This is a genomic window from Chromobacterium subtsugae (genome assembly GCF_035919665.1).
In the GTDB taxonomy this organism is placed as follows: Bacteria; Pseudomonadota; Gammaproteobacteria; order Burkholderiales; family Chromobacteriaceae; genus Chromobacterium; species Chromobacterium subtsugae.
Map to the genome: position 1 here is coordinate 4,564,296 of NZ_CP142381.1, position 25,049 is coordinate 4,589,344.

The 25,049-nt window shown below is 66.9% G+C and carries 22 protein-coding genes; 11 read left to right on the top strand and 11 right to left on the bottom strand.

The window, feature by feature from the left end; genetic code table 11:
- The first annotated feature begins 64 nt into the window (after nucleotides 1-64).
- Nucleotides 65-397: a BON domain-containing protein gene (locus U6115_RS21815; protein ID WP_047243119.1), complete on the top strand. Its 333-nt coding sequence runs from the start codon at nucleotides 65-67 to the stop codon at nucleotides 395-397.
- A gap of 50 nt (nucleotides 398-447) precedes the next feature.
- Here U6115_RS21815 and ruvA read toward each other — a convergent pair whose 3' ends face one another.
- The 5 genes from ruvA to amgK all read right to left on the bottom strand — a co-directional run bounded on the left by ruvA (nucleotide 448) and on the right by amgK (nucleotide 3,999).
- Nucleotides 448-1,041, bottom strand: coding sequence for a Holliday junction branch migration protein RuvA (gene ruvA / locus U6115_RS21820; protein WP_043579622.1), 594 nt, complete (start codon nucleotides 1,039-1,041; stop codon nucleotides 448-450).
- A gap of 90 nt (nucleotides 1,042-1,131) precedes the next feature.
- Nucleotides 1,132-1,662, bottom strand: a complete 531-nt coding sequence (gene ruvC / locus U6115_RS21825) for a crossover junction endodeoxyribonuclease RuvC (protein WP_043579623.1) — start codon at nucleotides 1,660-1,662, stop codon at nucleotides 1,132-1,134.
- Nucleotides 1,659-2,357: an N-acetylmuramate alpha-1-phosphate uridylyltransferase MurU gene (murU, locus tag U6115_RS21830; protein ID WP_080770320.1), complete on the bottom strand. Its 699-nt coding sequence runs from the start codon at nucleotides 2,355-2,357 to the stop codon at nucleotides 1,659-1,661. The genes ruvC and murU overlap by 4 nt, the downstream gene beginning before the upstream one ends.
- An 11-nt stretch (nucleotides 2,358-2,368) precedes the next feature.
- On the bottom strand, nucleotides 2,369-2,965 hold the full coding sequence (locus tag U6115_RS21835; protein ID WP_043579627.1) for a hypothetical protein: 597 nt from the start codon (nucleotides 2,963-2,965) through the stop codon (nucleotides 2,369-2,371).
- Nucleotides 2,965-3,999, bottom strand: coding sequence for an N-acetylmuramate/N-acetylglucosamine kinase AmgK (gene amgK / locus U6115_RS21840; RefSeq protein WP_043579629.1), 1,035 nt, complete (start codon nucleotides 3,997-3,999; stop codon nucleotides 2,965-2,967). Before amgK ends, U6115_RS21835 begins: the two co-directional genes overlap by 1 nt.
- A 76-nt stretch (nucleotides 4,000-4,075) precedes the next feature.
- Here amgK and U6115_RS21845 point away from each other — a divergent pair, with 76 nt between their 5' ends.
- The 8 genes from U6115_RS21845 to U6115_RS21880 all read left to right on the top strand — a co-directional run bounded on the left by U6115_RS21845 (nucleotide 4,076) and on the right by U6115_RS21880 (nucleotide 16,732).
- A complete protein-coding gene (locus tag U6115_RS21845) occupies nucleotides 4,076-6,346 on the top strand; it encodes an LPS-assembly protein LptD (RefSeq protein ID WP_043579631.1) in 2,271 nt (756 codons plus the stop codon).
- A gap of 12 nt (nucleotides 6,347-6,358) precedes the next feature.
- A complete protein-coding gene (locus U6115_RS21850; RefSeq protein WP_172670347.1) occupies nucleotides 6,359-7,648 on the top strand; it encodes a peptidylprolyl isomerase in 1,290 nt (429 codons plus the stop codon).
- Nucleotides 7,648-8,625 carry a 4-hydroxythreonine-4-phosphate dehydrogenase PdxA gene (gene pdxA / locus U6115_RS21855; protein ID WP_043579636.1) on the top strand — a complete coding sequence of 326 codons (978 nt, stop codon included), beginning with the start codon at nucleotides 7,648-7,650 and terminating at the stop codon, nucleotides 8,623-8,625. Before U6115_RS21850 ends, pdxA begins: the two co-directional genes overlap by 1 nt.
- A gap of 163 nt (nucleotides 8,626-8,788) precedes the next feature.
- Complete coding sequence (locus U6115_RS21860) at nucleotides 8,789-12,643, top strand: DUF3683 domain-containing protein (RefSeq protein ID WP_043579638.1); 3,855 nt, start codon at nucleotides 8,789-8,791, stop codon at nucleotides 12,641-12,643.
- Between the two features lie 92 nt (nucleotides 12,644-12,735).
- Complete coding sequence (locus U6115_RS21865) at nucleotides 12,736-13,542, top strand: MerR family transcriptional regulator (RefSeq protein ID WP_043579640.1); 807 nt, start codon at nucleotides 12,736-12,738, stop codon at nucleotides 13,540-13,542.
- A gap of 98 nt (nucleotides 13,543-13,640) precedes the next feature.
- Nucleotides 13,641-15,128, top strand: a complete 1,488-nt coding sequence (locus U6115_RS21870) for a sensor domain-containing diguanylate cyclase (protein ID WP_052258329.1) — start codon at nucleotides 13,641-13,643, stop codon at nucleotides 15,126-15,128.
- A gap of 41 nt (nucleotides 15,129-15,169) precedes the next feature.
- Nucleotides 15,170-16,141 carry a D-2-hydroxyacid dehydrogenase family protein gene (locus tag U6115_RS21875; protein WP_043579654.1) on the top strand — a complete coding sequence of 324 codons (972 nt, stop codon included), beginning with the start codon at nucleotides 15,170-15,172 and terminating at the stop codon, nucleotides 16,139-16,141.
- A gap of 66 nt (nucleotides 16,142-16,207) precedes the next feature.
- A complete protein-coding gene (locus U6115_RS21880) occupies nucleotides 16,208-16,732 on the top strand; it encodes a cysteine hydrolase family protein (RefSeq protein WP_047236200.1) in 525 nt (174 codons plus the stop codon).
- 64 nt (nucleotides 16,733-16,796) lie between these two features.
- Here U6115_RS21880 and U6115_RS21885 read toward each other — a convergent pair whose 3' ends face one another.
- From U6115_RS21885 to paeA, 3 genes are all read right to left on the bottom strand, one after another.
- Nucleotides 16,797-18,413: a glycosyl hydrolase family 18 protein gene (locus U6115_RS21885; protein WP_043571949.1), complete on the bottom strand. Its 1,617-nt coding sequence runs from the start codon at nucleotides 18,411-18,413 to the stop codon at nucleotides 16,797-16,799.
- 276 nt (nucleotides 18,414-18,689) lie between these two features.
- Nucleotides 18,690-18,932: a hypothetical protein gene (locus U6115_RS21890; RefSeq protein ID WP_043572005.1), complete on the bottom strand. Its 243-nt coding sequence runs from the start codon at nucleotides 18,930-18,932 to the stop codon at nucleotides 18,690-18,692.
- 131 nt (nucleotides 18,933-19,063) lie between these two features.
- A complete protein-coding gene (gene paeA / locus U6115_RS21895; protein ID WP_043571947.1) occupies nucleotides 19,064-20,380 on the bottom strand; it encodes a polyamine export protein PaeA in 1,317 nt (438 codons plus the stop codon).
- A 148-nt stretch (nucleotides 20,381-20,528) separates the two neighbouring features.
- On the opposite strand from paeA, the gene U6115_RS21900 reads away from it, so the two are divergent.
- Nucleotides 20,529-20,927 carry an HIT family protein gene (locus tag U6115_RS21900; protein WP_043571945.1) on the top strand — a complete coding sequence of 133 codons (399 nt, stop codon included), beginning with the start codon at nucleotides 20,529-20,531 and terminating at the stop codon, nucleotides 20,925-20,927.
- 6 nt (nucleotides 20,928-20,933) lie between these two features.
- Here the strand turns inward: U6115_RS21900 and U6115_RS21905 are convergent, their stop codons facing one another.
- On the bottom strand, nucleotides 20,934-22,583 hold the full coding sequence (locus tag U6115_RS21905; protein WP_052257892.1) for a methyl-accepting chemotaxis protein: 1,650 nt from the start codon (nucleotides 22,581-22,583) through the stop codon (nucleotides 20,934-20,936).
- Between the two features lie 179 nt (nucleotides 22,584-22,762).
- Here U6115_RS21905 and U6115_RS21910 point away from each other — a divergent pair, with 179 nt between their 5' ends.
- The gene (locus tag U6115_RS21910; RefSeq protein WP_043571943.1) at nucleotides 22,763-23,602 is read left to right on the top strand and encodes a sulfurtransferase; all 840 of its coding nucleotides are present in this window, start codon (nucleotides 22,763-22,765) and stop codon (nucleotides 23,600-23,602) included.
- Between the two features lie 19 nt (nucleotides 23,603-23,621).
- Here U6115_RS21910 and U6115_RS21915 read toward each other — a convergent pair whose 3' ends face one another.
- Together U6115_RS21915 and U6115_RS21920 are read right to left on the bottom strand one after the other, a co-directional pair.
- A complete protein-coding gene (locus U6115_RS21915; protein ID WP_043571941.1) occupies nucleotides 23,622-24,218 on the bottom strand; it encodes an alpha/beta hydrolase in 597 nt (198 codons plus the stop codon).
- Nucleotides 24,218-24,994 carry an exodeoxyribonuclease III gene (locus U6115_RS21920; RefSeq protein ID WP_043571939.1) on the bottom strand — a complete coding sequence of 259 codons (777 nt, stop codon included), beginning with the start codon at nucleotides 24,992-24,994 and terminating at the stop codon, nucleotides 24,218-24,220. The genes U6115_RS21915 and U6115_RS21920 overlap by 1 nt, the downstream gene beginning before the upstream one ends.
- Nucleotides 24,995-25,049: the final 55 nt, after the last annotated feature.

The following is a 25,049-nucleotide window of genomic DNA, read 5'->3' on the forward strand; positions in this document are numbered from 1 at the left end:
CGCGGACAGGCAGATCCGCCAAACCGCGGCAGTGACCTTCACCCAGTCCAAGGAGACTCTTGCCATGCGCAAAACCCTGATCCTCGCCAGCCTGATCCCCGCCCTGTACGCCGGCGCCAGCTTCGCCGAACAGAGCCAGCCCGCCAGCGCGCCGGCGGCGGAACGCCACGCCGCAGCCGCCCCGGCCGACGCCGAGCTGGGCCGCCAGGTCAATGAAGTGCTGGCCAAGGCAGCGCAGCTGGGCGCCAAGGTGGAAGCCCAGGTCAGCAACGGCGACGTGGTGCTGAGCGGCACCGCGCCGAGCCAGGAGGCGATTTCCCGCATCGCCGAGGAAGTGTCGCGGGTGCCCGGCGTGAAGAGCGTGCGCAGCCAGGTCAGCCTGCTGCCGGCCGGCTGAGCCGCTCCGCATCGGCCCGCCTTCCCGGCGGGCTTTTTCATGCCGCGGCCTCAGGCCTTCATCAGGCTCTTCAAGGCCAGCCGCACGCCCTCGCTGACGGTGACGTCCGCCGGCAGGCTCTTGGTGGCCGCCGCCGCTTCCTTGTCGTTGTAGCCGAGCGCCAGCAGCGCGTTGACGATGTCGCTCTTCTCATCCGGAGTGGCGGCGAAAGGCAGGCCGCCCGGCACCGTCAGGTTGCCGCCGGTGGCGAGCTTGCCGCGCAATTCCAGCACCAGCCGCTCGGCGGTTTTCTTGCCGATGCCCGGCACCGACGACAGGCGCTTGATGTCCTCGCTGGCCACCGCGACGGCCAGCTCGTCGGCCGTCATGCCCGACAGCACCGCCAGCGCGATCTTGGCGCCGATGCCGGTCACCTTGATCAGTTGGCGGAAGGTCTGCCGCTCTTCCTTGCTGGCGAAGCCGAACAGCAGGTGGGCGTCTTCGCGCACCACCAGGTGGGTGAACAGCGTGGTATTCTGCCCCAGCGCCGGCAATTGGTAGAAGGTGGTCATCGGCACGTCCACTTCGTAGCCGACGCCGCCCACGTCCACCACCACCTGCGGCGGCAGTTTCTCGATCAATTTGCCGGTAAGGCGTCCGATCATGATGATTCTTTCCTGTGAATTCGTTGTGATTCGGCTGTAGCCCGCTTCGGGCTATCCGTGGCGGCACGCCCGGCGCAGCCGGGCATCGGCCTACACCAGCCGCCCGCCCTTCACCTTCAGGCCGCTCAGCGCCAGCTTGCCTATCGCCCCGCCGCTATGATTGGCATGGGTCAGCGCCACCGCCAGCGCGTCGGCGGCGTCGGCCTGCGGCGTGCCGGACAGGTTCAGCATCCGCACCACCATGTACTGCACCTGCTCCTTGGGCGCCTTGCCCTGGCCGACCACCGATTGCTTGACCTGCAGCGCGGTGTATTCCGCCACCGGCAGGTCCTTCAGCACCAGCGCCGCCATGCAGGCGCCGCGCGCCTGGCCCAGCATCAGCGTGGCCGCCGGGTTGACGTTGACGAACACCCGCTCCAGCGCCGCCTCGGTGGGCTGGTAGGTGTCGACCACCTGGTGAATGCCGTCAACCAGCACCTTGACCCGCTCCGCCAGCGTCGAGCCGCTCTTGTTGCGGATCGCGCCGGAGGCGACGTAATGGCGCTGGTTGCCGACCACGTCTATCACCCCGAAGCCGGTGATCAGGCTGCCGGGGTCGATGCCGAGGATGCGCCGGCTCATGCGGTCCAGCCGGCGGCGATGCGGTCGGCCTCGGCCAGGCGCTCCGGCGTGCCGACGTCCAGCCACAGGCCGGACTGCACCTCGCCGCGGACCCGGCCTTGCTCCATCGCGGCCAGCAGCCACGGCAGCAGCGGGCTGGCCACGCCGGGCGCCACGCCGCGGAAGAAGGCCGGATGATAGGCGGCCAGGCCGCAGAAGGTGTATGGCGTGTCGCCGTCGCCGCAGGCCGCCACCCGGCCGTCGGCGCGCAATGTCAGGTCGCGGCCGGTCTTATAGCCTGCCTTGGGCGTCAGCGTCAGGTGGGCCAGCATCGATTCGCCATCCAGACGGCCAGCCGCCTCGACCAGACGCTGAACCGGAAAATCGCTCAACACGTCGCCGTTGAGCACGATGAAAGGGGCGTCTCCCAGCAGCGGCAGGGCCGTGGCGATGCCGCCGGCCGTCTCCAGCGCCTCGCCCTCCGGCGAGTAGGCGATGGACACCCCGAAGCGCGAGCCGTCGCCCAGCGCGTCTTCAATCTGCGCGCCCAACCAGGCGTGGTTGATCACCAGCTCCGTCACCCCTGCGCGGGCCAGCCGCTCGACGTGCCACTGGATCAGCGGCTTGCCGCCGGCCGTCAGCAGCGGTTTGGGCGTATGGTCGGTCAGGGGCCGCATCCGCTCGCCGCGGCCGGCGGCCAGTATCATTGCCTTCATGTTCTTCTCGCTCATTTCGGGAACAGGCGCTCGGCCGGGAAAGCGCCTTCGTTCTCCCAGAAGCCGCGTTCGCTGCGCTCGCTCAGCCGCCATTGGCCGTCCCGCAGCGTCAGCCGGGCATAGCGGACGCGGAAGGTTTCGCCGTCCCACTTGCCCTTGGCCGGAAAGTCCGGCGCGCAGGACACCAGCAGGAAACCATCACGGCTCTCCTTCCAGCCGCTTTTCAGCGCCTGGGCCAGGATGAAGGGCTTGGCCGGATCGCCGCCTGGCGGCTGGGCGAAGCGCAGGCCGCGCGCGCTCACGGTGAACGGCCGCGTCTCCACGCCGGAATAGGAGCCGAAGCCGGCGGAATGATCTTCGTCCAGCAGGAACACCGGCTTGCCGGCGTCGGCGAGCGCGCTGCGGCGGATATCCGACAGCCGCCCCACCCGCAGCCGGCTCAGTTGGGCGCCGCCGCGCGTATACACACGCAATTCGGCCGGCGCCAGCCGCGCGTCCTGATACAGGCAGATTTTCAAATCCTGCGACGGCAGGCAGACGCGCGCTTGCAAGCCGGCCGCGCCGGCCAAGCCGGACATCAGCAACAGGCCGGCTCCCAGCGCCCGCATCAGCCGCCCTTCACGCCCAACACCGGGTAGCTGGACTGCAGCTCGGCGTCGGTTTCGTCCTGGCCCACCAGCTGCACCAGCAACTGGTAGAACGGCGCCAGCTCGTGGTAGCGGCGGCAGGCGCGCTTCAGGTATTTGATGAAGCGCGGAATCTCGGCGCGGTACTTGTCCTTGCCGTCGCGGTGGTACAGGCGGGCGAAGATGCCGGCCACTTTCAGGTGGCGCTGCACGCCCATCCATTCGAAGGCGCGGTAGAAGTCGTCGAACGCCTCCGGCACCGGCAGGCCGGCGGCGCGCGCCTTCTCCCAGTAACGGATGGCGATGTCGAGCACGACCGGCTCTTCCCACTCGATGAAGGCGTCGCGCAGCAGCGACACCAGGTCGTAGCTGATCGGGCCGTACACCGCGTCCTGGAAGTCCAGCACGCCCGGCGCGCCGGCGCTCAGCATCAGGTTGCGCACGATGAAGTCGCGGTGGACGTACACCTTGGGCTGGGCGAGCAGCGCCGGCAGCAGCGCCTTGACGCCGGCGTCCCACAATTGCCTCTGCGCGAAATTGAGCGGCTTTTGCAGTTCTTTCGCGCAGTACCATTCCGGGAACAGATTCAGTTCGCGCAGCAGCAGCGCTTCGTCGTATTCCGGCAACACGCCGGGCTGGCTGGCCTTCTGGATGTCCACCAGCGTGTCCAGCGCCTCCAGCAGCAGATGCTGGTGCACCTGCGGCCGCTCGTCGTGCTGCAGCGCGGCCAGGTAGGTGATCTTGCCCAGGTCTTCCAGCAGCATGAAGCCCTGCTCGCGGTCGCGCAGCAGGATCTGCGGCACCCGGACCATCGCGAAGACGTCGCGCACCATGACGTAGGCGTCGGTATTCATCCGATCAGGCGGCGCGTCCATCACGATGCGGCTGGCGCCGTCGGGCCAGATCGCGCGGAAATAGCGGCGGAAGTCGGCGTCTGCGGCGGCGAACTCGACCTGGATTTCAACACCAGGATATTGCTGCGCCAGCCATTTCTTGAGCTGTTCCAGTCTTTGCATGTCGCTTTGTCGTGGTACTGATATAGAATTGGGCGATTCTATACCGCCCACTAGCCCCCACGATATGGCTTTGTGCATGCACAGACAAAAACTGACTCCGCTGGCCCTGGCTGTCGCCACCGCCTTTGCCCTGAACGCCCAGACCGCCCGCGCCGACGACGACGCGCCGATCGCGCTGCCCGCCCCGCCCAAACAACAAGGCCAGACCGTAGTCACCGCCGACCAGCTTGACGGCGAAATGAACGTGATCCTGCATGCCAAGGGCAATGTGGTGGTCACCCGCGACGATCAAAAGGTGGAATCCGACTGGCTGGACTACTACCAGGCCAAAAACCGCGTCAAGGCCGGCGACCGCTTCCACATGACGCGCGGCAGCGACGTGATCGACGGCAGCACCCTCGACTACAACGTCGACGACTACACCGGCACCGGCATGGATCCGGTGTTTTCGATGTCGAGGCAGAACCCGCCGGCGGCCAAAACGCCCGGCGGCCAGCCCGCCAAACCCGTCACCATGCGCGGCAACGGCAGCCAGGTGGACTTCCAGGGCCAGAATCAGTACAAGATCTACGGCAGCCGGATGACCACCTGCGATCCGGGAGACGACGCCTGGTATCTGCGGGCCGCCAGCACCGACCTCGACTACACCAGCGGCGTAGGCGTGGCGCACAACGCCTGGATGCAATTCTACGGCGTGCCCATCCTGTACACGCCGTGGCTGGACTTCCCGCTGAACGGCAACCGCAAGTCGGGCCTGTTGACGCCCACCTTCAAGACCGGCTCGTCGGGCACCGAGCTGTCGGTGCCGTACTACTGGAACATCGCCCCCAACCTCGACGCCACCATCACGCCGCACTTCAACGACAAGCACGGCAATATGCTGGCCGGCGAATTCCGCTATCTGGAACCCGATTACAACGGCAGCATCTACACCGAACAGTTGCCCAACGACAAGGTCACCAACACCTCGCGCTATGCCTGGAGCGCGCGCCATCAGCAGAATTTCGGCCACGGCCTGACCTTCGGCCTCGACTACAACCAGGTATCGGACAACAATTACTTCACCGACTTCGGCGACCAAGTCGCCATCGCCTCCAACATCAACCTCAACCGCGAAGCCTGGCTGAACTACGCGCTGGGCTGGCAGGGCGGCGGCGGCAACGTCACGCTGCGCACCCAGCACTACCAGAACCTGACCATCAACCCGCAGCCGACCGACATCCCCTACGCGCGGATGCCGCAGCTGACCTTCAACGCCAACCAGTCGCTGCCCAGCGGATTTTCCGCCAACCTGGTCACCGACCTGACCCGCTTCGACCATCCCACGCTGCAAACCGGCGACCGCTTCGTCGCCTACCCCAGCGTGACCTGGAGCTTCGACCGCAGCTGGGGCTTCATCCGGCCCAAGTTCGGCGTCAACTACACCGAATACAATCTGAACGCTTACCAGGGCAACGCCCAAGGCACGCTGAGCCGCACGCTGCCGATCTTCAGCACCGACGCCGGCCTGTATTTCGACCGCGACACCACCTTCATGGGGCGCGATCACCTGATGACGCTGGAACCGCGCCTGTTCTACGTCAACATCCCCAACAAGGACCAGAGCAAGCTTCCCAACTTCGACACCTCGGTCAACGACTTCAACTTCGCGCAGCTGTTCACCGAAAACCGCTTCTCCGGCTACGACCGCATCAACGGCGCCAACGAGATCACCACCGCGCTGACCAGCCGCTTCATCGACCAGAGCAACGGCCTGGAGCGCCTGCGCATCGCCATCGGCAAGCGCTACTACTTCAGCCAGCAAAGTATTGTTCTAGATGGCACGCCGCCGCAGGTGACCAATACCGGCAATGACTGGATGCTGAGCGCCGGCGGCGACCTGACCAAGACCTTCCGGTTGGACAGCAGCTACGAGTACAACCCGACCATCAACGCCACCCAACGCTACAACGTTCAGCTGCGCTACAACCCGGAGCCGGGCAAGGTCGCCAGCATCCGCTACCGCTACGGCATCTACGAGCTGCAGGACGACAACGGCACCTACGGCCCGCTGCGCCAGGTGGACGTGGCGGCGCAATGGCCGATCGCCAAGCGCTGGTACGCCATCGGCCGCTACAATTACTCGCTGATCCAGCAGCGCCCTATTGAGCAACTGGCCGGCTTCGAGTACAACGATGGCTGCTGGTCGGCGCGGCTGTACAGCCAGCGCTACGCCACCGACCTGACCACCACCAAGAACGCGGTATTCTTCCAGCTGGAACTGAAGGGACTGGGAGCATTGGGCAGCGGCAGCCTGCAAAGCGCGCTGCGCCTGGCCATCCCGGGTTACACCAAGACTAACGAGTAATAAAGCCTGACCATGAAAAAGACCCTGCTTGCCCTGTTGTTCGCCAGCGCCATGCAAGCCGCGCTGGCCGCTCCCGCCACCCCGGTACGCGAAGTGGATCGCATCGTCGCCGTGGTCAACAAGAACGTGATCACCTGGCAGGAGCTGAAGGCGCGCGTCGACGAGGCCATCAAGCAGCTGGAGGCGCAGAAAGTGGCGCCGCCCGCCCGCGACGTGCTGGAGCACCAGGTGCTGGAGCAGATGATCACCGAGGAAGTGCAGCTGCAATACGCCGCCAGCGGCGGCCTGCGCATCGACGACGCGGCGGTCGATCAAGCGGTGGCCAATCTGGCCAAGCAGAACAAGCTGAGCGAGGCCGGCATGAAGGCGCAGTTGGCCAAGGACGGCATCACGATGGATCGCCTGCGCGGCGACATCCGCCGCGAGCTGACCATCTCGCGCCTGCGCGACAGCGAAGTGGGCTCGCGGGTGATGGTCAGCGACAGCGAGGTGGACCAGGTGCTGAAGAGCGCGCAAAGCGCCAACCGCACCGAATACCATCTGGCCAGCATCCTGGTCGGCGTGCCCGAACGCGCCGACGCCAAGCAGATCGACGCGCTGTCGCAGAAGGTGCACAAGGCGCTGGCCGATCTGGACGCCGGCCAGCCGTTCGCCAAGGTTTCCGCCGCCTACTCCGACGCGCCCAACGCGCTCAAGGGCGGCGACATGGGCTGGCGCAGCGCCACCTCGCTGCCGGTGGAGTTCGTGCAGATCCTGGAGCAGCTGAAAACCGGCGCCCACACCGACGTGATCCGCACCCAGCAAGGCTTCTTCATCTTCCAGCTGCAGGAGAAGCGCGCCGGCGGCGCGCCGATGCTGATCGAGCAATACCATGCCCGGCACATCCTGATCCGCACCAATGAAGCGGTGTCCGAAGCCGACGCCAAGGCCCGCATCGACCAGGTGCGCGACCGCATCATGCGCGGCGCCAAGTTCGCCGACATGGCCAAGCTGTACTCGGAAGACGGCAGCAACGCCAAGGGCGGCGACCTGGGCTGGGTCAGCCTGGGCGACCTGGTGCCCGACTTCGAGAAGGCGATGGTGGCCTTGCCGGTCGGCCAAGTGTCGCAGCCGGTGCGCTCGCCGTTCGGCTGGCACCTGATCCTGGTGGAAGGCAAGCGCAACCAGGACGTTTCCAGCGACCACGAGAAGATGGCGATCAAACAGCAGATCCGCGCCCGCAAGATGGAGCAGGCTTACGCCGACTGGGTGCGCCAGCTGCGCGATTCCGCCTTCGTCGAAGAACACCTGGACGACAAGTGATGCCGACGGCCCGGCCCATCCTGGCCGTGACCGCCGGCGAGCCCGCCGGCATCGGTCCCGACCTCGCGCTGCAACTGCCGCGCTTGCTGCCCGAGCGGCGCTGCGTCGTCATCGCCGACCGCGGCCTGCTGGCCCAGCGCGCCGGCCTGCTCGGCCTGGATGTCAGCCTGGCCGACTACCGCGCCGGCCAGATCGGCCCCGCCGGCGCGCTGGAAGTGCTGCACGTGCCGCTGGCGGCGCCGGCCGCGCCGGGCCGGCTGGACCCGGCCAACGGCCGCTACGTGCTGGATACGCTGAACGCGGCGATAGACGGCTGCCTGGCCGGCGAATTCGCCGCGATGGTGACCGCGCCGGTGCACAAGGGCGTGATCAACGAGGCCGGCGTGCCGTTTTCCGGCCATACCGAATACCTGGCCGAGCGCACCGCCACGAAAAAAGTGGTGATGATGCTGGCCGGCGGCGGCATGCGCGTCGCGCTGGCCACCACCCACCTGCCGCTGCGCGCGGTGGCCGACGCCATCACCGCGCCGTTGCTGTTCGAAGTGATCCGCATCCTGCACGCCGACCTGAAGCGCAAATTCGGCATCGCCGCGCCGCGCATCCTGGTGGCCGGCCTCAATCCGCACGCCGGCGAGAGCGGCCACATGGGGCGCGAGGAAATCGACGTCATCGAGCCGGCGCTGCAAGCGCTGCGCGCCGAAGGCATCGAGCTGATCGGCCCCTTGCCGGCCGACACCCTGTTCAATCCCGACAAGCTGGCCCAGGCCGATGCGGTCTTGGCGATGTACCACGACCAGGGCCTGCCGGTTTTGAAGCACGCCAGCTTCGGCGCCGGCATCAACATCACGCTGGGCCTGCCCATCATCCGCACCTCGGTCGATCACGGCACCGCGCTGGACCTGGCCGGCAGCGGCCGCGCCGATCCCGGCAGCCTGGTGGAGGCGGTGCAACTGGCCGCCCAGCTGGCCGCGCGCTGAGCCCCGGCCCGGCGGCGCCCGCCGCCAGGCTGTCCAACAATATCCATTCACACGAAAATTCTTCAAATCAAGAAGCAAGACCCCATCCGGGATGGGTTTTTCGCGCCGCAACATTGGGCTACACTGGCAGGCATTCCTCTAATAAATCAAAGCTTGCGGACAAATGACAGCCATCACCAGCGAACAGCGCCTGCGGGAGATCCCGTACAACTACACCTCGTATTCCGACCGTGAAATCGTGATCCGCCTGCTGGGCGAGCCGATGTGGAAATTGCTGGATGCATTGCGCGGCGAGCGCAAGACCGGCCGCTCGGCGCGGATGCTGTTCGAGGTGCTGGGCGACATCTGGGTGGTGGACCGCAACCCCTACCTGGTGGACGACCTGCTGGACAACCCCAAGCGGCTGTCCGCGCTGGTGGAGGCGATGCGCCACCGCCTGAACGAAGTGGAAAAGCGCCGCGACGGCAACGGCCGCGTCGGCGAGATGATCGCTTCGGCCCGCCAGGCGGTGGAACAGTTCGCCCGCCAGTTCGATGAAACCCGCGAGCTGCGCGCCCGGGTGTTGAAGAAGCTGACCCGGCTGACCCGCCGCGACAACATCCTGTTCGACGGCCTGTCGCGCGTCGCCCACGTCACCGACGCCACTGACTGGCGCGTCGAATACCCGTTCGTGGTGCTGAGCCCGGACAGCGAGGCGGAAATGGCGCCGCTGGTGCGCGCCTGCATCGAGCTGGGCCTCACCATCATCCCGCGCGGCGGCGGCACCGGCTACACCGGCGGCGCGGTGCCGCTGGACCGGATGAGCGCGGTGATCAACACCGAAAAGCTGGACCGCCACCTGGGCATAGAGCATATCGAGCTGCCCGGCTTGTCCGGCCCGCAGGCGACGATACAATGCGGCGCCGGCGTGGTGACCGCCCGCGTCTCCGAAGCCGCCGCCGCCGCCGGCCTGGTGTTCGCGGTGGACCCGACCTCGGCCGAAGCCTCCTGTATCGGCGGCAACATCGCGATGAACGCCGGCGGCAAGAAGGCGGTGCTGTGGGGCACCACGCTGGACAACCTGGCCAGTTGGAAAATGGTGGATCCGGACGGCCACTGGCTGCTGGTGGAGCGTATCGGCCACAACTACGGCAAGATCCACGACGTGGCCGAGGCGCGCTTCCGCGTGTCGCGGCTGGCCGACGACGGCAGGACCGCGGTGTCCAGCCGCGAGCTGGCGATTCCCGGCCAGGCCTTCCGCAAAGTGGGCCTGGGCAAAGACGTCACCGACAAATTCCTGGCCGGCCTGCCCGGCGTGCAGAAGGAAGGCTGCGACGGCATCATCACCAGCGCCCGCTTCGTGCTGCACAAGATGCCGCAACATACCCGCACCGTCTGCCTGGAATTCTTCGGCACCGTCGCCGAGGCCACGCCGGCCATCGTCGAGATCACCGACTTGTTCCAGCCGGGCGGCGCCTGCCTGGCCGCCGGCGTCCGGCTGGCCGGCCTGGAGCATCTGGACTGGCGCTACGTGCGCGCGGTCGGCTACGCCACCAAGGCCAAGAGCCGCGGCCGGCCGAAGATGGTGCTGATCGCCGACATCGTCTCCGACGACGAGAACGCCGCCGCCGAGGCCGCCAGCCAAGTGGTGCGCATCGCCAACGCCCGCCACGGCGAAGGCTTCATCGCGGTGACCCCGGAAGCGCGCAAGACCTTCTGGCTGGACCGCAGCCGCACCGCCGCCATCGCCCGCCACACCAACGCCTTCAAGGTGAACGAGGACGTGGTGATCCCGCTGCCGCGCCTCGGCGACTACAGCGACGGCATCGAGCGCATCAACATCGAGCTGTCGATCGCCAACAAGATTGAGCTACTGGACACGCTGACCGAGTACTTCCACGGCCGGCTGCCGGTGGACAAGATGGACACCAACCTGCCGTCGGAAGAGCTGATCGGCGATCGGCGCGCCGCCGCGCTGTCGCTATTGGCGATCAGCCGCGACCGCTGGCAGTGGCTGCTCGACCACATGGACGCGCCCTATCCCGACTACGCCGCCCGTTGGCCGGACGCCCCGCGCGAAGACCCCGCCGCCCAGCCCGACACCGTATTCCACGCGCTGCGCGACTTCGTCCTGCGCGTCAGCTGGAAGCGCGAAGTGCTGGCCGAGCTGGAGCAGCTGTTCTCCGGCACCGCCGCCGCCGGCATCCGCGCCGCCATCGGCGAATTGCAGCAGCACGTGCTGCGCGGCCGGGTGTTCGTCGCGCTGCACATGCACGCCGGCGACGGCAACGTCCACACCAACATCCCGGTCAACTCCGACAACTACGAGATGCTGCAGACCGCCCACCGCGCGGTGGTGCGCATCATGGCGCTGGCGCGGGAGCTGGGCGGGGTGATTTCCGGCGAGCACGGCATCGGCATCACCAAGCTGGAATTCCTCACCGAAGCGGAAATCCAGCCTTTCCGCGACTACAAGGCGCAAGTAGACCCCAACGGCCACTTCAACCGCGGCAAGCTGCTGCCGGGCGCGGACCTGGCGCTGGCCTACACGCCGTCGTTTTCCTTGCTCGGCGCCGAATCGCTGATCCTGGAACAGTCGGACATCGGCGCGATCAACGACTCGATCAAGGACTGCCTGCGCTGCGGCAAGTGCAAGCCGGTGTGCTCCACCCACGTGCCGCGCGCCAACCTGCTGTATTCGCCGCGCAACAAGATCCTCGGCGTCGGCCTGCTGACCGAAGCCTTCCTGTACGAGGAGCAGACCCGCCGCGGCGTCAGCCTCAAGCACTTCGAAGAGCTGTCCGACGTGGCCGACCACTGCACGGTGTGCCACCGCTGCGTCAAACCCTGTCCGGTGAAGATAGACTTCGGCGACGTGTCGGTGGCGATGCGCAATTTCCTGCGCAAGTCCGGCAACAAAACCTTCAACCCCGGCACCGCGCTGGGCATGGCCTTCCTCACCGCCAAGGACCCGGCCACCATCAAGACCATCCGCGGCGGCCTGGTCGGCATCGGCTACAAGGCCCAGCGGCTGGGCAACGCCGTCGGCAAGCGGCTGGGCCTGATCGGCGGGCAGAAAAAGCAGCCGCCGTCCACCGTCGGCCCGGCGCCGGTGAAGCAGCAGGTGATCCACTTCATCAACCGGCCGATGCCGGGCGGCCTGCCGAAGAAGACCGCGCGCGCGCTGCTGGACGTCGAGGACGCCAACATCGTGCCGGTGATCCGCAACCCGCGCTTGGCCGAAGACGCCGAAGCGGTGTTCTACTTCCCCGGCTGCGGCTCGGAGCGGCTGTTCAGCCAGGTCGGCCTCGCCACCCAGGCGATGCTGTGGCACGTCGGCGTGCAGACGGTGCTGCCGCCCGGCTACCTGTGCTGCGGCTATCCGCAGACCAGCGCCGGCTACCAGGACAAGGGCGACGCCATCACCACCGAGAACCGGGTGCTGTTCCACCGCGTCGCCAACACGCTGAACTACCTGGACATCAAGACCGTGGTGGTCAGCTGCGGCACCTGCTTCGACCAGCTGGCGCACTACCGCTTCGAGGACATCTTCCCCGGCTGCCGCGTGATCGACATCCACGAATTCCTGATGGAGAAAGGCGTGAAGCTGGACGGCATCAGCGGCCAGCAATACCTGTACCACGACCCCTGCCACACGCCGATGAAGACCCACCAGCCGCTGAAAGTGGTCAACGAGCTGATGGGCGGCGGCGTGCCGCTGTCCGACCGCTGCTGCGGCGAGGCCGGCACCTTCGCCGCCAGCCGGCCCGACATCGCCACCCAGGTGCGCGCGCGCAAGGAGGAGGAGATCAACAAGAACCTGCAGGCGCTGACCGGCGGCCGGCCGCCGGCCCAGCCGGTGAAGATCCTCACCTCCTGCCCGTCCTGCCTGCAGGGCCTGTCGCGCTACAACGACGACACCGGCACCGAGGCCGACTACATCGTGGTGGAAATCGCCAAGCACCTGCTGGGGCAGAACTGGCTGCCGGAATACGTGGCCCGGGCGCGCGACGGCGGCATCGAGCGAGTGCTGCTGTAACCGCCAAGCCATCCCCATCGGCAAATGGCCGGTCTTGACCTTTCCCCTAGGGCAAGGTCCAGACTGGCCGCATCTGCCCGCGAAACCATCGCATGCTCACCATCGGACAACTGGCCCGCTGCCACGGCCTCAGCACCAAGACCCTGCGCCACTACGACGGCATCGGCCTGTTCTGCCCCGCCTTCACCGGCGCGGACAACGGCTACCGCTACTACCTGCCGGCGCAGGTGGAGGAGCTGGGCCTGATCGTCCGGCTGCGCCGGCTGGGTTTGTCGCTGGAAGACATCCGCCGGCTGCGCCAGGAAGGCGGCCTGCGGGATGGCGGCGCGCTGCGCGAGCAATTGCGCGCCCATGCCGCCCGCCTGCAGCAGCAGATCGAGGAAAAGCGCGGGCAGATCGCGCAGATCGCGCGCTACCTCAACCAAGCCGACTGGAGCCTTCCCGCCATGCAGACCCCCGACATCGTCACCCTCCCCGCCTTCCGCGTCATCGGCCTCGCCTGGAGCCCGCAGGACGAAGACGGCATCCCCGAACTCTGGGGCCGCTTCCTGCTGCTCGAGCATGAAATCGCCGACGCCCGCCCCGGCAGCAGCTACGGCCTGTGCCAACCTCTGCCCGATGGGAGCTGGCGCTACCTGGCCGCATTGCAAACCGCGCCGGATGCGCCCGTCCCGGACGGCATGGCCGCCGTGGACTTGCCGGCGCAGCGCTACGCCCGCTTCCAGCACCGCGGCCCGGTGGCCGGCCTGCCCGACACCTTCCGCGCCATCCACGGCAGCTGGCTGCCGGCGGCCGGCCTGGAGGCGATGGACGGCATCGAGTTCGAATACATGGATCAGCGCTTCCTCGCGCCCGACCACCCGGACTCGCTGACCGAGTTGTACATCCCCATTCGCTGAGCCTCCCGGCCGTCCCATCCGGAGATGGCATTGCCGCGCGCCGCGCGGCATTCTATTTTCATAGGACAATCCGCCATTTCCACCCTGAAGGGAAGCGCGTGTCCGGCCCACTCGCCCGCTACCGCCTGGTCATCATCGTCACCTTGCTGCTGCTGGGCGGCATCGTCGTCAACGCCTGCCTGTACTACCGGCAGAGCAGCGACGAGATCCGCCGCAGCATCGTCGAGCAAGGCCTGCCTCTGACCGGAGATACCATTTTTTCCCAGATAGACCAGGGCATCCTGCGACCGCTGTCGGTGGCCGCGCTGATGGCGCACGATACCTTTCTGGCCGACTGGATGCAAAACGGCGAGATCAGCCCCGAACGCGCCAGCCGCTATCTGAGCGCGATCAACGGCCGCAACGGCATCAGCGGCAGCTTCCTGGTTTCCGAGCGCAGCCGACGCTACTACTACGCCGGCGGCATCCACAAGATCGTCTCCGCCTCCAACCCCCACGACGCCTGGTATTTCCGCTGCCGCGGCATGCGGCAAGACCATGAGATCAATCTGGACCGCGACATGACCAATGGCGGCCAGGCCACCATGTTCATCAACCACCGGATGCTGGACGACCAGGGCCGCCTGCTGGGCGTGATCGGCGTCGGCCTGCCGCTGGATCAGTTGGCCAGGCAACTGGCCGCGCACGAGCAGCGCTTCCGCCGCCGCATCTACTTCATCGACCGCGGCGGCCGGGTCATGCTGAGCAGCTCGCGCGCCTTTCCAAGCGGCAAACGGCTGCAGGAGCTGCCGGGCCTGTCCGCGCTGAGCCCGGCGATATTGTCCGGCCGGGAAGCGCCGCAGCGGCTGGAATACAGCCTGGACGGCAACCGCTACCTGCTGACCAGCCGCTTCCTGCCGGAACTGGGCTGGCATTTGCTGGTGGAGCAGAACGCAAGCCGCGCGCTGCAGCCGCTGCGCGCCTCATTGCTGGCCAATCTGGCGATCAACAGCGCGATCCTGCTGCTGGTGGTGATGGCGGTGCTGGCCACCTTGCAGCGCCATCAGCGCAAGCTGCGCCAACTGGCCACCACCGACCAGCTGACCGGCTGCCTGAACCGCCTCGCCTTTCTCGACCTGCTGCCCGGCTGGCTGCGCCATTGCCAGCGCATCGGCGCGATCCCGCAACTGCTGATGCTGGACATCGACCACTTCAAACAGGCGAACGACCGCTACGGCCACCAGGTGGGCGACCGGCTGCTGCAGGAAACCGCCGAGCTGCTGCGTTCGCAGCTGCGCGGCAACGATTTGCTGATACGCTGGGGCGGCGAAGAATTCATGGTGCTGGTGGCCAGCCACGGCCTGGACGACTCGCTGGCCGAACGGTTGCGCAGCATCGTCGCGCGCCATCTCATGCAGGGCGCGCCGGACAAGCTGACCATCACCATCAGCGTGGGCATCGGCCTGTGGCAGCCGCCGGAGACCTTGGAAGCCGCCATCGACCGCGTCGACCAGGCGCTGTACGCCGCCAAGCAGGCCGGCCGCAACCGCGTCTGCCAGGCCATTCCCGCCCCGGCGACCGGGCAGGCAGCCTCCGCAGGAAGATGACGCTGGGTTATAATGCGGACTTTTACCGCATGCCAGCCGCCATGACCGCCATATCCCTGCTGGTAGCCGACGACTACCAACTGGCCAGCCGCCAGATCGCCGCCTTGCATCAGAACCCGAACTACCCGTGCCGCGCGCTGGGCGATCTCGCGCGCGACCCGCAAGCCGACGCGCTGCTGGCGCAAGCCCAGGGGCTGCTGCTGATACGCGAGCGCACGGTGGTGGACGCGGCGCTGCTGGCGCGCATGCCCAAGCTCAAGCTGGTGAGCCAGACCGGCAAGCTGGCGCGCAATATCGATATCGCCGCCTGCAGCGCGGCCGGCGTCGCGGTGGTGGAAGGCAGCGGCTCGCCCTACGCGCCGGCCGAGCTGGCCTGGCTGCTGATCATGGCGGCGCGGCGCCGGCTGGCGGAAAACCTGGACAGCCTGCGCGCCGGCCATTGGCAGGGACCGATAGGCCGGGCCGTGCGCGGCCAAACGCTGGGGATTCTGGGTTTCGGCAAGATCGGCAAGCTGGTGGCCGGCTATGGCCAAGCTTTCGGCATGGACGTGTTGGTATGGGGCAGCGAACGCGCGCGCGCAGAAGCGCGGGAGCTGGGCTACCGCGCCGCCGCCTGCCGCGCAGATTTTTTCGCCGCCGCCGATGTCGTCAGCCTGCATCAGCGGCTGGTTCCCGCCACCGCGGGCGGTGTGACGCAGGCCGATCTGGCCGCGATGAAGCCGGACGCGCTGCTGGTCAACACCAGCCGCGCCGAACTGATCGCGCCCGGCGCGCTGGAAGCGGCGCTGGACGCCGGCCGGCCCGGCTTCGCCGCGCTGGACGTGTTCGAGCAAGAACCGATCTACGACCCAGGCCACCCCCTGCTGCTGCGCCCCAACGTGCTGTGCTCGCCGCACCTGGGCTACGCCGAGCAGGCCAGCTACCGCCAGTACCTGGAGATCGCCCATCGCAACGCTGTCCGCTTCTTCGAGGGCGACGCCTCCCATGTGCTGAACCCGGAAGCCTTGGCCTGACATGGCATTCGCGGCCGACGCCGACCGCGGACCGCGGACCGCCGCCCCCCACCCAGGAGAAAACCGATGTCCGATACCGCCCTGCTGATCATCGACGTTCAAGTCGGCGTCGTGGAAGGCGAACTGCGCGCCGCCCGCCTCGACAGCGTGCTCGACAAGCTCAACCTGGCCATTGCCAAGGCCCGCCAGCGCGGCATGCCGGTGATCTTCGTCCAGCACGAGGAAGACGACCTGCCGCGCGGCTCCGACGCCTGGCAGCTGCATCCCGCCCTCGCCCGCCAGGACGGCGACCCCATCGTCTACAAGCGCTACGGCGACAGCTTCTGCGAGACCGATCTGGCGCAGCTGCTGTCGGCGCACGGCGCCAGCAAGCTGTGGATAGGCGGCGCCGCCACCGATTTCTGCGTCGACAGCACGCTGCGCAACGCGGTGTCGCGCGGCTATCAGGCCACTGTGATCGCCGACGGCCACACCACCGTCAGCGCCTTCGCGCTGAGCGGCGAGCAAGTGGTCGACCACTTCACCGCCGCCTGGCGCGCCACCAGCGCCACGCCGCAGCCGCTGCTGGTCAAGCCCGCCGCCGAACTGTAAACCGGATCCAGACGGCGCAATGAAAACGGCGGGGCTGCGGCCCCGCCGTTTTGCCGTCTGCCGCTTACTGCTTCTTGGCGGCTTTGGCCTTGGCCGCTGCGGCCGCCGCCTTGCGCTTGGCGGCGGTGGCGGCGTCCAGCCGCACTTCCGCGCTGGTCTTCAGCAACGTCGCCTGCGCGTCGTCGCCATCCAGCGACCAGCTGAACACCCCGCCCAACTGCTGCGAGCGCACGTAGTCCAGCTTGCCGCGGATGGTGGCCGGATCGTCGTAGCTCCAGAACTCGTTGCCGTCGTAGGTCCACAACTGCTTGGCTATCGGGCTGTTGAACTGTTTGGCGCTGCGGTTCACCAGCACGCGGTAGTCCTCGATGCCCTGCTCGTAAGTGCCCTTGGCCGGGCCCGTGGCCACCTGGTACAGGCCGTCGCCCTTGGCCCCCGCCGCCACGCCTGTCCAGCCGCGGCCGTAGAACGGCAGGCCGACGTTGATCTTGGCGCGCGGCACGCCGGCGTTCACCAGGGTCTTCACCGCGTCGTCGACGGTGTAGTAGACCTGGTCGCCAGTCACCGGCGCCGCCGGATCGCGGTAGAGGTTGGACTGGAAGTTGGTCGGGCCCTTGGCTTCCCAGCCGCCGTGGAAGTCGTAGGTCATCACGTTGATCCAGTCGAGGTAGGCGCTGTAGGCGGCCGGCTCGGTGTTGCGGATCTTGTCGACGCCGGAGCCTATTGCGGCGGTCAGGTAGTAGCGGCGCTTGTTGGCGGTGGACAGCGCGTTCAGCTGGTTGCGGAATTCGGCCATCAGCAGCGTGTAGTTCTGCTTGTCGTTGGGATCGACGCTATTGGTCGGCAGGCCGCCGCCGCCCGGGTATTCCCAGTCGATGTCGAAGCCGTCGAACACGCCCAGCGCCGCCCCCTGTCCGCCGGCGCTTTCGCCCACCGGCAGGTTGCCCTTGATGTAGAGGTCGATGCACGAGCTGACCATCGCCTTGCGGCCAGCGTCGGTGGCGGCGAAGGTGCCGAAGTTCTTCGACCAGGTCCAACCGCCCAGCGAGATCAGCACTTTCAGCGAGGGATTGGCCAGCTTCAGCTTGCGCAGCTGGTTGAAGTTGCCGCGCAGCGGATCGTTCCAGTTGTCGGCCTTGCCGTCCACCGACTCGTTGGCGGCGAAGGAACGCTGGTAGTCGGCCCAGGCGTCGCCGCCGTCGCCGTTGCCGCTCTCGGCCTTGGTGACCATGCCGCACTGGCCGTTGGCGTAGACGTTGCCGAACGCGTAGTTGAGGAAGGTCAGCTGCTTGTCGCCGCCGGCCTGCACCAGGTTGCTGACCTTGTAGTTGCGGTCGTAGATGCCCCACTGGGTGAAGTAGGAGCCGACATTGCGGCCCACCGTCGGCTTCGGTTCCGGCGGCACGCCGTTGCCGGGCTGGCCGGGCTGGCTCGGATCGCCGGGCGTGCACTCGCTGGCCGGACGCTCCTGCCAGGCGCCCCACTGGCTGCTGCCGGGCGTTTCGCCCTGGGTCCACCAGCTGGCGCGCCAGGTCTTGCCGCCGTAGGTGGCGTAGTCGCCGGCGTTGTAAACCTGGCCGCTGGCCCACGGCGAGCAGCTTGGCGCGGCGTACGCCGCCTGGGTCAACGCAAGGGCCGTGCCGACGGCCAGCAGTACGCGCGACAGGGGGAAGTGCAGCATGGTGGTTCTCCTCTTGTGATGGATAACGGCAGAGGGCTCGCTCTTGCCACTGCAATCACCGACATGAGCGCCTCATGTGGTATTACATTGGTATTTAGAATCGAAATCTCTGCTGAAAAATACAAGAGGAAATTTAAACATCTGTCATTTAGTACAGGTTTTGACAATCCATAATGACAGAAAAAGACCATCCTGCCCGCCTCCGGCCGGACAATAAAAAAAGGAGGCCTCAGCCTCCTTTTTCCACATCCGGACCGACCCGGCAGCAGAGCCGCCTTACTTCACGTGGCGGTGGTGTTTTTTGTGATGATGGTGATGATGGCCGTGCTTCTTGGCGGCCTGGGCCTTTTGCGCGGCCGGAGCCGAGCTTGCCTTCTTGGCGTGGTGTTTCTTATGGTGATGCTTGTGATGCGCCGGCGCGGCGGCCTTGGCAGCCGGAGCGGACGCGTCGGCGGCGTAGGTGGCGACGGAGGCCAGGCCCAGGGTGGCGGCCAGCAGGAGGGCGGTCAGTTTTTTCATGGTCATGCTCCCGTGTCTGAGATGTTTTTGCTGTCTGGCGCGCTGTTTGGCGCGTCCTTGAATTCATCTTAGGCAGGCCGCCGATGGCCCGTCTGTGAGGCATGTGTAAGGGGGTGTAACCAATCGTAATGTCAGCGCGCCGATTCGATTTCCGCCGGCGCCGGCGGAATCAGCGTCACCAGCAACTGGTCGATGCGGTAGTTGTCGATGTCCACCACCTCGAACTTGTAGCCCTCGAACTCGACGCTGTCGGTGCGCTTGGGAATCTTGCGCAGCATGTACATCATGAAGCCGGCGATGGTCTCGTAGTTCTCGTCGTCGGGGAAGGCTTCGATGTCCAGCGCGCGCAGCACGTCCTCCACCGGCGTCGCGCCGTCCACCAGCCAGGAGCGCTCGTCGCGCTGGACGATCTGCTCCTCCTGAAACTGGCTGACCAGGTCGCCCATCACCGTGCTCATCACGTCGTTGAGGGTGATCACCCCCACCACCAGCGCGTACTCGTTCATCACCACCGCGAAATCCTCGCGCGAGGCCTTGAAGCGCTCCAGCAGCTCGGACAGCGTCAGCGAGTCCGGAATGATCAGCACATTGCGTATCGTCAGCTCGCGCTTCATCGACAGGCTTTGCTGGTTGATCAGCCGCATCAGGATGTCCTTGGAGTCGACATAGCCGATCACCGAGTCGATCACGCCGTCGCACACCAGAAATTTGGTATGCGGATGTTCGGCGATCTTCTGCTTGATGCTGGCTTCGTCCTCGTGCAGCGTGAAGTAGATGATGCTTTCGCGCGCGGTCATCGACGAAGGCACGGTGCGGCTCTCCAGCTCGAACACGTTTTCGATCAGATGATGTTCGCGCTGCTGCAGCACGCCGGCCTCGGCGCCGGCGTCCATCATCGCCACGATGTCGGCGGAGGTGAGGTCGTCCGGCCGGCCAGTGGGCACGCCGAACAGGCGGAAGAACACATTGGCCAGGCCGTTGAACAGCCACACCAGCGGGCTGCACAGCCGCACGCAGAACAGCATCGGCCCGACCACCAACAGCGCGATGCGCTCCGGCGCCACCATGCCCAGCCGCTTCGGCATCAGGTCGGCGAACAGCACGAACAGCGAGGTGACGGTGACGAAGGACAGGATGAAACTGAGGTGCTCGACCCACTGCGCCGGCGTCACCATGTGCAGCAGCGTGGCGAAGTAGGGGGTGAAGGCGGCTTCGCCCAGGATACCTGCCAGAATCGCCACCGCGTTGAGGCCGATCTGCACCACGGTGAAGAAATGGCCGGGCTGCTGCTGCAGCTCCAGCACCCGCTCGGCGCTGGCCACGCCCTCGTCCGCCAGTTGCCTGAGCTTGATCTTGCGCGCGGCGGCCAGGGAGATTTCCGATACCGAGAAAAAGGCGCTGGCCGCGATCAGAAGGGCGATGACGAAAAGACTGTTGGCGAAACTCACGTGGATTCCTGGCTGTTATGGTTGAAATTGCCCATCGGCATGGCGCTTTAGCCGCGCCGACCCTTTGAGTATAACAGAGCCGCGCCGCTGCCCCGGCGGCGGCGCAGGGAGTAAAATCAAAGGTCTATTCAAAAAACAGGGGCGGACCATGCATTGCGAACTATGTGAACAAGCCAAGGGCGAACTGCTGCACCAGGACGACGCGCTGCGCGTGCTGCTGGTGGACGAGCCCGGCTATCCGGGCTTTTGCCGCGTAATCTGGCGCGGCCACGTCGCCGAAATGACCGATCTGTCCCCGGCCGAGCGGGACCACCTGATGGACTGGGTCTACCGGGTGGAGGCGGCGCTGCGCGCGGTGATGCGGCCGGCCAAGATCAACCTGGCCAGCCTGGGCAATATGGTGCCGCACCTGCACTGGCACGTGATTCCCCGCTTCGAGGACGACGCCCACTTCCCCAGCCCGATCTGGGCCGCGCCGCGCCGCGACGGCGCCGACCATGGCCAGGCGAACCTGGCCGGCTTGCTGCGCGCCGCGCTGGCGCGCTAAGCGCCGTCAGGCGGTGCGGAAGCGGCTGATAGCCTGATCCAGGCCGTGCGCCAGCTGGGACAGCTGCTGCGCCATGTCGGACGACGCCTCCACCGACTGGCCGTTTTCCGCGCCCATGCTGGCGATGCGCTCCACGCTCTTGGCCGCGTCGTTGCTGGCGGTGCTCTGCTCGCGCATCGCGGCGGCGATCTCGCTGGTTTTCTCCAGCAGCCGCGACGACAGCTCGCGTATCTGCGCCAGCCGCTCGCTGACCTGGGCGCTGAGCGCCACGCCGCTGCCCACCCGCTGGGCGGCCTCGCGCATGCTGGCCACCGCGGTGGTGGTGTCGCCCTGCACCGCCTGGATCTTGGACGAGATCTCGCCGGTGGCCTGGGCGGTGCGCTCGGCCAGCTTGCGGACCTCGTCGGCCACCACCGCGAAGCCGCGGCCCATCTCGCCGGCGCGCGCTGCCTCGATCGCCGCGTTCAGCGCCAACAGATTGGTCTGCTCGGCGATGTCGTGGATCACTTCGACGATATTGCCGATTTCGTCGGAACGCTGGTTCAGCGTATCGATCACCGCCTCCGATTCGCCTATCACCCGCGCGATCTCCTGCATCTCGCGCGCCGCCTCTCCGGCCACCTGGCTGCCGCTCACCGCCTCGCGCATGCTGCTTTGCGCCTCGCCGGCCATTTCATTCGAGTGGTCGGCCACCAGGTTGATGCTGACCGTCATCTCCTCGACCGAGGCCGCCGTCGACGACGAGGCGTCGGTCTGCACCCGCGAAGCGTCGGCGATACGCTGCGACACCTGAGACAGCGAGCGGGCGGTGCTGGTGACCTGGGCCGAGTCCTCGCGCGTGCGCTCGATGAAAGCGCGCAGATTGCCCAGCAATTGCGCCAGCGCGCGGCCGGTCTCGCTGACTTCGTCGCGGCCGGTCTGGTCTATTTCCACCGTCAGGTCGTTATTGGCCGCCGCATGGCGCATCCGCTCCTGCATCGCTGCCAGCGGCCGGGTGATGGAGCGCGAGATCAGCCAGGCCAGGCCGCCGCCCAGCAGCAGCGCGAAGACCACCAGCGCCAGCATCGCCTGTATCGTGCGCGCCATCGTCGCCACCATCTGCTCCTCGGACTCCTTGGAGGTCTGGTCGGCCAGGTCGGTCAGCTTGTTCAGCGCGTCGCGCGCGGCGTACAGCTTGGGTTTGAACGGGATGATGGCGGCGTCGCCGGCGTTGGCCGCGGTGATCTCGCCCTTGGCGATGCGCTGGTACAGGCTTTCCATGCCCTGCTGGTAGCCGTCTATGCCCTGCACCATGCTATCGAACTCCGCCTGGTGCTCGGCCGCCATCGGCATCGTCTTGGCCTGGCCGGCCAGGTCCTTGAACAATGCGATTTCCTTGTCCAGCAGCTGCTTGTTGGTCTGGATGCTTTGGTCGGTATTCGCCGGATTGCCGATGCTGATGAAAATGTTCTTCTCGTCCTGGCGCACGCGCAGCATGCTGCGCTGCATGCTGTCCAGATGGTGGCGGAAGGCGATCTTTTCGCCGAACAGCACCGTCAGTTCGCGGCCTATGCCGTTGAGCGACCACCAGCCACCGCCGCCCACCAGGCACAGCGCCAGCAACAGGCTGCAGGCCAGCAGCAGGATGCGCTGGCCTATGGTAAATGCACTGAACATATTGTTTCCCCGTTTACGCATTGTCTTGAATTATTGTCGGCCGCCGCGATGGCGCGCCGGAGTGAAGCATACCTTCGTAATGTCCGCGCTTGAATGATCAATGTTAACGTTCTAGCACACTTGCCAGCGCCCGGCTCCAGCGGCTAGGCTGGCCGCTCTCCCATCGATACGGACACGCCATGTACACCACGCTGATTTCCCCCGCCCAGTTGGCCGGCCTGCCGGCCGAACGGCTGGTGGTGCTGGATTGCCGCTTCCAGCTGGACCAGCCCGACTACGGCCACGCCGCCTACTCCGCCGCGCACATTCCCGGCGCCCATTACCTGCATCTGGACTACCACCTGTCCGGCAGCAAAAACGGCCACAACGGCCGCCATCCCTTGCCGGATGGCCAGCGGCTGGCGGTGGATCTGGGCGCGATAGGCGTGGACGAAGACACCCAGGTGGTGGCCTACGACGACGGCGCCGGCCAGTACGCGGCGCGCGCCTGGTGGCTGCTGCGCTGGCTGGGACATGAGAAAGTGGCGGTATTGGATGGCGGCTTCGCCGCCTGGCAGGCCGGCGGCGGCGCGGTGGACGCCGAAACACCGCAGCGCCGCTCCTGCCGCTTCGCCATCCGCCCGCCGCTGCAGCAGGCGGTGGACGCCGGCGCGGTGCAGGCCAATCTGGCAAGCCGGGACTTCACCGTGGTGGACGCCCGCAGCGCCGAGCGCTTCCGCGGCGTGGGCGAGACGATAGATCCGGTCGCCGGCCACATTCCGGGCGCGGCCAACCGCTTCTTCATGAACAATCTGGACGCCGGCCAGCGCTACAAGCCGGCTGCACAGCTGCGCGCGGAATGGGAAGCGCTGCTGGGCGCCGGTTTCGATCCGGCCGCCATCGTCCACCAGTGCGGCTCAGGCGTCACCGCCTGCCAGAATCTGCTGGCTATGGAGATCGCCGGCTTTGCCGGCAGCCGGCTCTATCCGGGCTCGTGGAGCGAATGGTGCAGCGACCCGGCTCGGCCGGTGGAACGCTGACCCCCCGTCTCTGGCGGGATCAGCCCAGGATCAACCGCTGCAGCAGCCGCTGGCCCGCCGGCCAGCTGCCCAGGCCGGCATGGCTGCCCATATGGCCGCAGCGGCCGGCGTCGAACAGCTCCGCGCCCCAATCCGCCGCCATTCGCTTGGCGACGGCGAAATCGCAGAACGGGTCGTCCTGGCTGGCGGCGACGATGACGGGAACCGGCAGCCGCCGCGCGTCGGCAGCCGCGAAACCGGCGAAATCCGGCAAGGGCGCGCCCGCCGGCAGTTCGCCGCTGGCGCGCGCGATGTCCGCGCTGATCGGCAGCGCCGGCGGCGCCACCAGCAACATGCCCTTCAGCCGGCGCTGCTCCAGCAGCGACGCTTGCAGCAGCCAGGCGGCCGCGGCATGGCAACCCAGGCTGTGGGCCGCGATCACCAGCTTGCCGGGCGCGGCGGCCACCGCCGCCGCCAGGCCGGCTACCCACTCGTCGCGGGACGGATACAGCCAGTCGCGCTGCTCCGCGCGGCGCGCCAGCGGATAGGTCAGCTCCCAGCGGCTCTGCCAGTGCGCGTCGCCGGAATTGCCCCAGCCCGGCGCCGTCAGCAGCGCGACATCATCGTCGTCCCACATCACGGCTCCCGGCGGTAATCGACGATCAAGGGCGCGTGGTCGGAAAACTTTTCGTCCTTGTAGATGCTGGCGGACTCGGCCTGCTCCATCAGCGACGGCGTGACGATATGGTAATCGATGCGCCAGCCCACATCCTTGGCGTAGGCCTGGCCGCGGTTGCTCCACCAGGTGTAGCCAGGCGCGTCCGGGTACAGATTGCGCCAGGCGTCGCGCCAGCCGACGCGGCCCAGCAGGTCGGTCATCCAGGCGCGCTCTTCCGGCAGGAAGCCGGAATTCTTCAGGTTGCCCTTCCAGTTTTTCAGGTCGATCTCGTTGTGGGCGATGTTCCAGTCGCCGCAGATCACGATGTCGCGGCCGGCGGCGCGCAGCTGTTCCAGGTGCGGCATGAACACGTCGAGGAAGTCGAACTTCACCTGCTGGCGCTCGTCGCTGCTGGAACCGGACGGCAGATACAGCGACACCACCGACAGATTGCCGAAATCCAGCTGCAGGAAACGGCCTTCGGCGTCGATCCAGTCCACGCCCAGCCCCTCCACCACCGCGTCCGGCTGGCGGCGGGCATACACGCCGACGCCGCTGTAGCCTTTCTTCTCGGCGTAATGGAAATAGCCGGTCAGGCCGTCCGGCGCGCGCATGCGCTCGGACAGGTCGGCCGCCTGCGCCTTCAATTCCTGCACGCAGACGAAATCGGCGTCGATGGTGGCCAGCCAGTCGAAAAAGCCCTTCTTGTCCGCCGAGCGGATGCCATTGAGGTTGGCGGAAACGATTCGAAGCAAGAGACTCTCCTGTGCTATGCTTGCGGCGATTTTTTTTCAGCCGTTCAAACAGTTA

Coding starts and splice junctions, on each gene's coding strand:
- U6115_RS21815 (WP_047243119.1), top strand. CDS start 65: ATGCGCAAAACCCTGATCCTCGCCAGCCTGATCCCCGCCCTGTACGCC.
- ruvA (WP_043579622.1), bottom strand. CDS start 1,041: ATGATCGGACGCCTTACCGGCAAATTGATCGAGAAACTGCCGCCGCAG.
- ruvC (WP_043579623.1), bottom strand. CDS start 1,662: ATGAGCCGGCGCATCCTCGGCATCGACCCCGGCAGCCTGATCACCGGC.
- murU (WP_080770320.1), bottom strand. CDS start 2,357: ATGAAGGCAATGATACTGGCCGCCGGCCGCGGCGAGCGGATGCGGCCC.
- U6115_RS21835 (WP_043579627.1), bottom strand. CDS start 2,965: ATGCGGGCGCTGGGAGCCGGCCTGTTGCTGATGTCCGGCTTGGCCGGC.
- amgK (WP_043579629.1), bottom strand. CDS start 3,999: ATGCAAAGACTGGAACAGCTCAAGAAATGGCTGGCGCAGCAATATCCT.
- U6115_RS21845 (WP_043579631.1), top strand. CDS start 4,076: ATGCACAGACAAAAACTGACTCCGCTGGCCCTGGCTGTCGCCACCGCC.
- U6115_RS21850 (WP_172670347.1), top strand. CDS start 6,359: ATGAAAAAGACCCTGCTTGCCCTGTTGTTCGCCAGCGCCATGCAAGCC.
- pdxA (WP_043579636.1), top strand. CDS start 7,648: ATGCCGACGGCCCGGCCCATCCTGGCCGTGACCGCCGGCGAGCCCGCC.
- U6115_RS21860 (WP_043579638.1), top strand. CDS start 8,789: ATGACAGCCATCACCAGCGAACAGCGCCTGCGGGAGATCCCGTACAAC.
- U6115_RS21865 (WP_043579640.1), top strand. CDS start 12,736: ATGCTCACCATCGGACAACTGGCCCGCTGCCACGGCCTCAGCACCAAG.
- U6115_RS21875 (WP_043579654.1), top strand. CDS start 15,170: ATGACCGCCATATCCCTGCTGGTAGCCGACGACTACCAACTGGCCAGC.
- U6115_RS21880 (WP_047236200.1), top strand. CDS start 16,208: ATGTCCGATACCGCCCTGCTGATCATCGACGTTCAAGTCGGCGTCGTG.
- U6115_RS21885 (WP_043571949.1), bottom strand. CDS start 18,413: ATGCTGCACTTCCCCCTGTCGCGCGTACTGCTGGCCGTCGGCACGGCC.
- U6115_RS21890 (WP_043572005.1), bottom strand. CDS start 18,932: ATGAAAAAACTGACCGCCCTCCTGCTGGCCGCCACCCTGGGCCTGGCC.
- U6115_RS21900 (WP_043571945.1), top strand. CDS start 20,529: ATGCATTGCGAACTATGTGAACAAGCCAAGGGCGAACTGCTGCACCAG.
- U6115_RS21905 (WP_052257892.1), bottom strand. CDS start 22,583: ATGTTCAGTGCATTTACCATAGGCCAGCGCATCCTGCTGCTGGCCTGC.
- U6115_RS21910 (WP_043571943.1), top strand. CDS start 22,763: ATGTACACCACGCTGATTTCCCCCGCCCAGTTGGCCGGCCTGCCGGCC.
- U6115_RS21915 (WP_043571941.1), bottom strand. CDS start 24,218: ATGTGGGACGACGATGATGTCGCGCTGCTGACGGCGCCGGGCTGGGGC.